Source organism: Lamprobacter sp. (assembly GCF_034860625.1).
GTDB lineage: Bacteria > Pseudomonadota > Gammaproteobacteria > Chromatiales > Chromatiaceae > Lamprobacter.
The window spans coordinates 19,481-27,388 of sequence record NZ_JAYESN010000062.1 but is presented as its reverse complement, the minus strand read 5'-3'; the positions used below and the strand labels follow the sequence as shown (position 1 = coordinate 27,388).

At 63.7% G+C, this 7,908-nt stretch carries 10 protein-coding genes; 4 read left to right on the top strand and 6 right to left on the bottom strand.

Going from position 1 to position 7,908, the window contains the following annotated elements:
- On the top strand, positions 1 to 678 hold a 678-nt coding region (locus VBE63_RS15855; protein ID WP_323684000.1), incomplete at its 5' end, for a TonB-dependent receptor.
- A 55-nt stretch (positions 679 to 733) separates the two neighbouring features.
- Here VBE63_RS15855 and VBE63_RS15850 read toward each other — a convergent pair.
- The 3 genes from VBE63_RS15850 to VBE63_RS15840 form a co-directional block, all read right to left on the bottom strand.
- On the bottom strand, positions 734 to 991 hold the full coding sequence (locus VBE63_RS15850; protein ID WP_323683999.1) for a hypothetical protein: 258 nt from the start codon (positions 989 to 991) through the stop codon (positions 734 to 736).
- 66 nt (positions 992 to 1,057) lie between these two features.
- Positions 1,058 to 2,293, bottom strand: coding sequence for a zinc metallochaperone GTPase ZigA (gene zigA, locus VBE63_RS15845; protein ID WP_323683998.1), 1,236 nt, complete (start codon positions 2,291 to 2,293; stop codon positions 1,058 to 1,060).
- Positions 2,294 to 2,441: 148 nt separating this feature from the next.
- Positions 2,442 to 3,176: a DUF1826 domain-containing protein gene (locus VBE63_RS15840; RefSeq protein WP_323683997.1), complete on the bottom strand. Its 735-nt coding sequence runs from the start codon at positions 3,174 to 3,176 to the stop codon at positions 2,442 to 2,444.
- A 154-nt stretch (positions 3,177 to 3,330) separates the two neighbouring features.
- On the opposite strand from VBE63_RS15840, the gene dksA reads away from it, so the two are divergent.
- The 3 genes from dksA to VBE63_RS15825 are packed head-to-tail and all read left to right on the top strand — an operon-like array spanning position 3,331 to position 5,504.
- The gene (dksA, locus tag VBE63_RS15835; RefSeq protein ID WP_323684001.1) at positions 3,331 to 3,702 is read left to right on the top strand and encodes an RNA polymerase-binding protein DksA; all 372 of its coding nucleotides are present in this window, start codon (positions 3,331 to 3,333) and stop codon (positions 3,700 to 3,702) included.
- A 10-nt stretch (positions 3,703 to 3,712) separates the two neighbouring features.
- Entirely contained in the window at positions 3,713 to 4,822 is a 1,110-nt protein-coding gene (locus VBE63_RS15830) for a GTP-binding protein (protein WP_323683996.1), read from the top strand.
- 55 nt (positions 4,823 to 4,877) lie between these two features.
- Positions 4,878 to 5,504 carry a DUF1826 domain-containing protein gene (locus VBE63_RS15825; protein WP_323683995.1) on the top strand — a complete coding sequence of 209 codons (627 nt, stop codon included), beginning with the start codon at positions 4,878 to 4,880 and terminating at the stop codon, positions 5,502 to 5,504.
- 24 nt (positions 5,505 to 5,528) lie between these two features.
- On the opposite strand, the gene VBE63_RS15820 is transcribed toward VBE63_RS15825, so the two are convergent.
- The 3 genes from VBE63_RS15820 to VBE63_RS15810 are packed head-to-tail and all read right to left on the bottom strand — an operon-like array spanning position 5,529 to position 7,842.
- On the bottom strand, positions 5,529 to 6,350 hold the full coding sequence (locus VBE63_RS15820; protein WP_323683994.1) for a metal ABC transporter permease: 822 nt from the start codon (positions 6,348 to 6,350) through the stop codon (positions 5,529 to 5,531).
- Between the two features lie 6 nt (positions 6,351 to 6,356).
- Positions 6,357 to 6,941 carry an ATP-binding cassette domain-containing protein gene (locus VBE63_RS15815; protein ID WP_323683993.1) on the bottom strand — a complete coding sequence of 195 codons (585 nt, stop codon included), beginning with the start codon at positions 6,939 to 6,941 and terminating at the stop codon, positions 6,357 to 6,359.
- Positions 6,942 to 6,957: 16 nt separating this feature from the next.
- Positions 6,958 to 7,842, bottom strand: coding sequence for a metal ABC transporter substrate-binding protein (locus tag VBE63_RS15810; RefSeq protein ID WP_323683992.1), 885 nt, complete (start codon positions 7,840 to 7,842; stop codon positions 6,958 to 6,960).
- Positions 7,843 to 7,908: the final 66 nt, after the last annotated feature.

Below are 7,908 nucleotides of genomic sequence, written 5' to 3'. Positions count from 1 at the left end.
ATGAACCTTCAGGATGTGTTCGATAACTGGCAGCTCGAGACCTCCGACAACATCGATCTTGGGCTGAGACTCCAGAGCGAGCGCCTGGCGCTGACCCCGACCCTGTTCTTTGCCAAGCACCATGACCTGCTCGCCGTCGCCTATGACCCGCGCGTCGGTCTTAACTATCACCAGAACGTCGGTGGCGCCACCGCCTGGGGCGCCGAGCTCTTGGCGAGTCTGCAGATCACGCCATCGTTGTCGGCCTTTGTCTATCCGACCTATCTGCACTTCACCTTCGACGATGATCTCAGTCGCACTAGCGCGGGGCGCGTTGAGGATCTCTCCATCGCCGGCAAACAGGTGCCGGATACGCCAGCGTGGATGCTGCGCACCGGGCTGCTGTTCGAGCAGGGGCCTTGGCGCGCCGCGCCGCTGCTGCGCTACGTCGGACCGCGCTATGCTGATCCACAGAATACCCAGTCCGTGGATGGCTATTGGACGCTGGATCTGACCGCGAGCTGGACGACTGGTGATCTTGGCGTGCTTCAAGGCGTCCGCGTCGGTCTTGAACTCAGCAACCTCTTCAATGAGGCGTACATCGGCGCGATCGACGCCCAGGATGATGGCTCAGGGACGGTTGGCTTCTATCCCGGGCCTCCGCGCAGCCTTGTGCTCTCGCTCGCGGCAACGTTCTGAGTGCAGCGCTGTCTCGCTGAACGATCGGCAACAGCCAATGATCCGTTGCTCGTGATCAGCAGGCAGCGGCCGCGCGCTCAAACCAAGCCACAACCTGGGTGAGATAGGCCTTCCCGTAAGTCCTTGCAAAACGCCGGGTTTCCTCCTGCTGCGGATCGGTCAGGATGCTGATCCGCTGCTGGATGTAGTCGGGCGTCAAACGCAGACCGCACTTGTGCTCGATGCAATAGCGCCAGCTCTCGTAGCTTTGCGGGAAGCGCTCTTCCTCGTAACGCGCACGCGTGGAGGGGTCGAGTTTGGGTTCTTCAGTCATCAATCAACGGCTCGAATGCGTCTCGTGCAGGTTTGCTGGGAAGCTCGCTGAAAGCGCATGGGACTCTCAATGCTCAGCATCGCGCATCCAGACCGGAAACGGATCCGAAAACGCACGCCATGCGGATGGTCCAGCAGCTAGCTCGTCGTCATTGAGCAAGCAGGCATCAAGGCGGGTCCGCATCGCCTCAAGATCCAGATGCTGGCCGATAAAGACGAGCTGCTGTCGCCGATCGCCAAAGTCACCGTCGAAGTCCGACAGAATGCGCTCACGGTGCGCAGGATCATCCGGCCAATGCGGCTGCGACACCGCAGACCACCACCAACCCGCCGCTCCGTGGCGCACGACACCGCCCGCTTGCGACCACTGCCCAGCGAGATCATGGCGGCTCGCGAGCCAGAAAAAGCCCTTTGAGCGCAACACGTTTCCCGGCCAATCCTGCTGCATGGCATCGAAGAAGCGTTGTGGATGAAAGGGTCGCCGCGCCTCGTAGACGAAGCTAGAAATGCCGTATTCTTCGGTCTCCGGGGTGTGGCTGCCGCGCAGCTCGGCGAGCCAACCAGGCGCGCTCGCCGCGCGCTCGAAGTCGAAGCGCCCGGTGCCGATCACCTCGGCTAGCGGCACCTGACCGAATTGGGCGTTGAGGATCTTGGCGTGCCGGTTGAGCTGGCGCAGAGCATGATGCAGCCGCTCGCGCTCATCCTGGCTCACCAGATCGGTCTTGTTAATCAGGATCACATCGGCGAACTCGACCTGATCCACCAACAGCTCGGCGAGGTTGCGCTGATCCTCCTCACCGAGCGATTCACCGCGCTCGGCCAGCTCATCGGCGCGTTCCAGATCGACCGGGAAATGGACCGCATCGACGACCGTGACCAGGGTATCCAAGCGCGCCAGGTCGGACAGACTGACGCCTTGGTCATCGCGAAAGGTAAAGGTCTCAGCGACCGGCAGCGGCTCCGAAATACCGGTCGACTCGATCACCAGATAGTCGAAACGCCCGGCCCGCGCAAGTCCGGAGACCTCGACCAAGAGATCCTCGCGCAAGGTGCAGCAGATGCAGCCATTGCTCATCTCGACGAGTTTTTCGTCGGCCCGGTTCAGCGTCACCTCCTTGTCGACCAGGTCGGCGTCGATGTTGACCTCCGACATGTCGTTGACGATCACCGCGACGCGCCGCCCTTCGCGATTGTTGAGGATGTGGTTGAGCAAGGTGGTCTTACCGGCACCAAGGAAGCCAGACAGGACGGTCACCGGGAGCCGCGCGTCGGGCTCGTTCATCGGGATGGGTTCAGCACTCATTCAGGGGTCCTGCAGTGGGGGGATGGATCGATCCGTCGGGCGCGCACCCGGATGATCGGAGATCACGCTGTGAGCGTCATTGGCTCAGAGAGCGGCCGGAAACGCCTTTGCGATGCACAGGCCTCGCCAAGGCATCAGGCATCAGGCATCAGGCATCGAGGCAAAAGAGCACGCGCATGCTCCCCGGCGGCACCGCTGGCGAGCGGTGTACCTGACCGCGCCCAGCGTTGCCTGGGAAGCACTCGCCCTTGAACAGGCCGACCCAGAACGGCTGCAGCGCGCGCGGCTGGGCACCGCGTTGGATCTGAGCGTTCGGCTGCCGATCCTCCAGCGCGGCCCGATCGACCTCCTCGTCCGGCAGCCACTCGGTGCCCGGCCCGCGATAGGTGCACAGCAGGCGCAGCCGCGTGCGATCGACATGGAACTTTGGGCAGGCCACGTCGTCGAGCGTCTCCACCCGAGCCGTGATCGTGTGTGGTCCGAGGGTGCGATTGACCAGCTCCGTGAACTGTTCGGCCAGCATTGCCATATCGGCAAGCCACCAGCCAAACCCGCCCGGCTCGACGCCATGCTCTTGCAACAGACCCTGCAACCGCGCCATGCATGACCCTTGCGTCTCCGCCGTGCTCAGCGCGATGCGGCCGCTCGGCAGTTGCCCGGCAGTCAAACCGGCGACTTCGTATTCGATCTTAGGATCGGTGCTGCGCTGCCAGAGCGCCAGGGTGATCTCGGGATGAGTGATGTCGGCGAGCTGCCCTGCCCTGTCGACGAGCGCGACACTCGTGAAGGTCGGCCGTCGTCTTGGAACAGCAGGGTCGCTGAAGGCCCCCAGTGCGACAGTGTTTTGAGGGGTATCGACCTCACTCAATGCGGCCAAGGTCATGTTGGACTTTCCTCGTTCGATCAGCCAGACAATAATGCTATAACATAACTCTTTTCTCGCCAACATCCAATGTCCCATGACATCCGAAACTTTGGCCAACAAGCACGACCGCGTGGAGCTCAACCTCCAATCGCTTCCCGCCGACGAGGACTACATGAGCCCCCGCCAGCGCGACTATTTCCGCCACAAGCTGCTCCAGTGGCGCGATGCACTCCTCGACGAGGCACAAGAAACCCTTGAGCAACTGCGTGATGACAGCCATCGCGATGTCGGCGACGAAATCGACCGCGCCAGCCGCGAGGCCAGCCAGGCGTTGGATTTGCGCACCCGTGATCGCTATCGCAAGCTGGTGCGCAAGATTGATGCGGCACTCGCTCGCATCGACAACGGTAGCTATGGTTACTGTGAGGAAACCGGCGAACCGATCGGACTGGCCCGATTGGAGGCGCGGCCGATTGCCACCCTCTCGGTTGACGCCCAAGCACGCCAGGAACTGCGCGAGCGCCAGACCAACCGATACCAATGAGCGCCTCTGTATGACATCCAACCCGTTTGAAGCGACCGAGCTGACCCCAGTCACCCTGCTGACCGGCTTCCTCGGCAGTGGCAAGACCACGGTCCTCAGTCACCTGGTGCGCCAGCCCAGCCTCGCCCGCACCCTGGTCATCATCAACGAGTTCGGCGATGTTGGACTCGATCACCTGCTGATGAGCCGAGTCGCCGACGACACCATGATCGAGATGAGCAGTGGCTGCCTGTGCTGCACGATCCGCAGCGATCTGGTGACGACGCTGAAGGATGCGCATTGGCGTTACACCGTCGGCGGCGAGCAGCGCTTCGACCGGGTCTTCATCGAAACCACTGGGCTGGCCGATCCGGCGCCGATCATCCACACCCTGATGACGGTTGACGCGATCGCGCGGCGTTACCGCCTCGATGGCGTGGTGACCACGATCGATCTGACCAGCGCCGAGGCGACGCTCGATGCGCAGCCGGAAGCGGTAAAGCAGGCGGCGATGGCCGATTGCCTGCTGTTGACCAAGCGCGATCTCGTCGGCGCGCCGCAGGCCGCGACGATCGAGCAGCGCCTGCAGCGCATCAACCCGGCCGCGAAGCGTCTTGAAGCGCAGCAGGGTCAAGTCGCCGCCTCTAACCTGCTTGGGCTGGGTCTGTTCAATGCCGCCGACAAGATCCCGGATGTCGCGCGTTGGCTGAATGAGGAGGCTTATGCGGATGCGCCCGAGGTGCAGGTCGTGCACGCGGATCACAGCCATCGCCACAGCTCTGATCACGACCATGATGTGAATCGCCACGACGACCGCATTCAATCGTTTTCCATCCTCGTCGAGCAGCCGATCCCAGACGCCATGCTCGATGCCTGGCTCGATCTGCTGCTCTCCATGTGTGGTCAAGACATGCTGCGGATCAAAGGCATCCTGAACGTTCGCGGCCGCACCAAACCAGTCGTCATCCACGGCGTGCAGCATCTGTTCTATCCGCCGGTCGAGCTACCGGCCTGGCCAAGCGACGATCAGCGCTCGAAGCTGGTGTTCATCACGCGCGATCTCTCGCGCGCCGTGATCGAGGAAACCCTGGCTGCATTTCTCGACATCTGGTCTGGTGAGCACGCGACAGCGCATGACTAAGACAGCTATCGCCACAACGGTAACCACAGATCTGCTTGGAGCAGTGGCCTGCTCCTTGGCTGAACCACAGCATACGCGGAGTGTTGCGGCACTCGCGGATCTGGTGGACGTCTTCGCCGAAGCCACCCAAGTCTGCCTCTTGCCGCGTCCCCCAGCACCCGAAATCGAGCGCTATCTGGCCAGCTTGGACGAGCGCGCGTGGCGTGGTTTTCGCCTCGTGACTTCGGCACCGTCGGCGCAGACCCCGGCACCAACTTGGCCGCTGCCCAATCGCCCTGGCTTTGATGACGGACGCACAGCGCTGGCGGACGATCTTGCCTTCCTCGCTGAACTCTACGCAGACCTGATGGGTTGCCCCGCTCTCGGGGTGCGCATGGAGCGGCTCGAACAGGCCATGTGCCCGCGCTGGCATCGGGATCAAACCGGTATCCGCTTGCTTTGCACCTACCGCGGCCCGGGTACGCAATGGCTTGATGATCAGGGACGGCTGTCTCGGCTCGACCTCCGCGAGGAGGCGGCGCAGTCGTGCGCGGCCAGTGGTCGCGCCCAGGCCTTCGACATTGTCCTGCTCAAAGGTTCGGCCTGGCCCGACAATGGCGAACGGGGCGCGATTCACCGCTCGCCAGCACCTGACAATGGAGCGCGTTATCTGCTGGCCATCGATGCACTGTGGGAAGACTGAGTTCTGAGCCTTGCTCGTCTTGACCTATTGGTGGTGCCCCCGGCGGTGCGCCAGTGCGGCCTTGGCGCGCCCAAGCAGACCGAACGGCGCCAGCACCAGCATCAACGCCACCAACACCGGCGCGAACGGCTGATCGAGCAGCAACGCGAGGACAAAGGCAAGCACATAACTGAACAGTGCCACTAGGGTGGCAATGATCAGGGTCGTGCGCCAGTTCGTGCCCAGATGAAACGCCAACCAGGCCGGGATCAGCACCAAGACGAAGGTGCCCATGATGCCGAGGGTCGCCGTGCCGACGGCCATAGCGGCGGCGACGAGCAGATCGAAGCCGACCAGCCAATGCCAAGACGGGCGTTGATTCGCTTGCTCATGACGCGGGAAGAAGCGCGCCCGCAGCAAACGCGGCGTTAGCCACGGCAAGCTGATGCCAGCGACCAGCCCCAGCCCGAGCGCAGCGATGAGATCGGCGCGGCTGACGAAATAGAGCTGTCCATCCACCAGCGCCCGGGCCAGGTTCTCGCCCAGGCCAGTATTCGCCGCGACCAGTAGCCCGAGCGACCAACCGAGCAGGATCATCACCGCATAGACCGGATTCCCACTCGCCCTGGTGAGGGTCTTGGTCAGGCTCCCGATCACCGCCAAGAGCAGCCCTCCAAGCACCGCGACCTGGCCGGCGGCCAAGGCGATCAGAGCACCGGCCCCGGCGAGATGCGCGTAGCCGAGCGCGGCCAGCCATTCCTCGCGCAACAGCAGCAAACAGCCGAGCAGCGCCAGCAGCACCGCGACCAAGGCACCGATGACGAACGGCAGCAGGAACAGTGAATCGAACAGCAGGTCTGGATGCATGCCGGCTCAGCTCAGGTCCAGCCGCCGGGTACACACGCGCTCAAGAAACCCACGCTCATGGCTGACCAGCAGGACGCCACGGTTGCGGTCCCGATGGCTGTGCAGAAGCTCGGCAAGCAGTTGTTCGGCGGCTGGATCAAGGTTGTTGGTGGGTTCGTCGAGTAGCACCAGATTCGCCTCTCCGGCTAGGGCGGCCCAAACCATCAGGAGTTGGAACTGGCCGCCACTGAGCCGATCGAGGCGCTGGCGCAGAAAGCGTTGCAAGGGCGCGGGGGGATCGGCGGCCGCCGCCGCACGCAGCAGATCGCGCCCAGTCAGCGGCATCAAGGCTAGGCGCGCGGGCTGCTGCTCCTGATAAGCGACGCGTAGATCAGGTGCGCGTGTGATGCGGCCCGAGAACAGCGACGCGGCGTTGGCGATCGCCTTGAGCAGGGTCGATTTGCCACTGCCATTGGCGCCCCAGAGCCCGAGGATCTCGCCGCTGGCGATGCTCAACGACACCGGTCCGACAACCGGCTGCGTATAGCCCGCGCGCACGTCCTCCAGCGTCAGCAGCGCATCCAGCGAATCCATCGCTGCGGCGGCCTGCACCCGCCCCTCTTCGTGCCTAGCGGGTAGCACTGATGGCGGTGACCCAGCGATCGATGAGCGCCAGATACCCCTCGCCATCAGCGTCAAGCGGGGGGTCCAACGGAATCGCCTCGAACGGCCAACCGAGATCCTCGGCCAGACGCTGCGGTGCTCTTGGCGATTCAAAGGTCGCGAACAGGATGATGCCGCGCTGTCCCTCCAGGGCATTGCGCAGCGCCCTCAGGTCACGCCCCGAGGGTGGCACGCCGGGAATGGGTTCGATCGTCCCGAGAAAAGGCACATCGAGCTGCTCCAGTAGATAGTTGGCATCGCGGTGGTAGAGCACCACGCCGGGGGCGCCGGCGACCTGCTGCCGCCAACGCGGCAGGCGTTGCTCGACCTGCTCGGCGAAGCGCTCGGCACCGCGCCGATAGCTGGCCGCGTTGGCCGCATCCAGCAGCGCGAAGCGCTCGGCGAGCGCGCGCGCAACCGCGACCATGCGCACCGGGTCCATGTTGACATGCGGATTGCCGAGCGGATGCACGTCGCCCTGAGCACGATCCGCCGGTGCCCCATGGTCGATCAATGACACCTGGGCGGCGGCCTCGAAATAGCCCGGTTGACCGGGCTGGATGGCGCGGTTGGCCGCACTTTGGATCGCCAGCGGTAGCCAACCGATCTCGAGTTCGGCACCGACGGCGACCACCAAATCGGCACTGCGCAAGGCGCGGATCATGGTGGGCTTGGCTTCGAGATAGTGTAAGTCCTGGTCCGGTCCCACCAGCACGGTCAGATCGGCACGCTCACCAGCTACGGCGCGCACCAGGGCGCCCATGCTGGTGCTCGTTGCCACCACATCCAGCGCGAGGGCCGGCGCGGTGGCGCCCAGCAGCATCAGGGTCAACAAGAGGCGTCGAAACATCATCGTCTCCAAACAATGGTCGCATTGAAATCAGGGATCGAGCGGGTCAAGTTCCAAGGTCAAGCC

Coding starts and splice junctions, on each gene's coding strand:
- VBE63_RS15850 (WP_323683999.1), bottom strand. CDS start 991: ATGACTGAAGAACCCAAACTCGACCCCTCCACGCGTGCGCGTTACGAG.
- zigA (WP_323683998.1), bottom strand. CDS start 2,293: ATGAGTGCTGAACCCATCCCGATGAACGAGCCCGACGCGCGGCTCCCG.
- VBE63_RS15840 (WP_323683997.1), bottom strand. CDS start 3,176: ATGACCTTGGCCGCATTGAGTGAGGTCGATACCCCTCAAAACACTGTC.
- dksA (WP_323684001.1), top strand. CDS start 3,331: ATGAGCCCCCGCCAGCGCGACTATTTCCGCCACAAGCTGCTCCAGTGG.
- VBE63_RS15830 (WP_323683996.1), top strand. CDS start 3,713: ATGACATCCAACCCGTTTGAAGCGACCGAGCTGACCCCAGTCACCCTG.
- VBE63_RS15820 (WP_323683994.1), bottom strand. CDS start 6,350: ATGCATCCAGACCTGCTGTTCGATTCACTGTTCCTGCTGCCGTTCGTC.
- VBE63_RS15810 (WP_323683992.1), bottom strand. CDS start 7,842: ATGTTTCGACGCCTCTTGTTGACCCTGATGCTGCTGGGCGCCACCGCG.